We start from the raw sequence: 718 nt of genomic DNA, 5'->3' as shown, positions 1-718 counted from the left end.
CGCGATCGCCTGGCCGTCCGGCGTGGTGCGGAAGCCATCCGCGCCCTTCTTGTAGCCGGCATCGTCGAGGATCTTGTTGGCCTTGTCGACGTCATAGCCCATCCACTGGTCCTTGTCGCCTTCGGCTGCCTTGTTGCGCCAGGCTTCGAAGCGCGGCGGCAGGCCGCTCGCATGCAGGTTGACGACCGGATAGCCGAAGCCGGCAACATCGACCATCGCAGTGCGGTCCATCGCCAGGCTGAAGGCGTGGCGGAAGTTGATGTCGTTGAACGCCTTGGCGTCGGCGCCATTCTTGCTCTTCAGGTTCATCTGGAAAGCGACGGTTTCCGCCGGCGGCTGCCAATAGCCGTTATGGGCAGGGTCGAGCCCGACATAGGTCTTGTCGATCTGGGGCAGGAAGGAGCCGATCCAGTCCATCGTGCCTTCCGGCAATAGCGCCAGCATCTGGTCGTTACCGGAGATCTGCGGCAGCTTCAGGCAATCGATATGGAGATCGTTGGCATCCCAGTAATTGGGATTGCGGCACTGTTCATAGACCTGCGGGGTGAAGCGGCGGATTTCGGTCATCGGTCCGGAGCCGACGGGGTTTTCGTTCTTGAACGCCACCGGATCCTTGACGTCCTTCCAGATATGTTCAGGCACCACGGGAAGATCGGCGATCGACTCGGGGAACTGGGTGTCGACATCTTTCAGGTTGATCTTGACCTCGTTCGACGAG

1 protein-coding gene is annotated in these 718 nt (G+C 60.7%); it reads right to left on the bottom strand.

Going from position 1 to position 718, the window contains the following annotated elements:
- Positions 1-718: ABC transporter substrate-binding protein (locus AC1D0P_RS26555; RefSeq protein WP_477679461.1), on the bottom strand; the 718-nt coding region annotated here is incomplete at both ends.

The organism is Polaromonas sp. P1_G2 (assembly GCF_056405515.1).
Note: the sequence above shows the minus strand (reverse complement) of the source record. Positions and strands in the feature narration are given on the sequence as shown.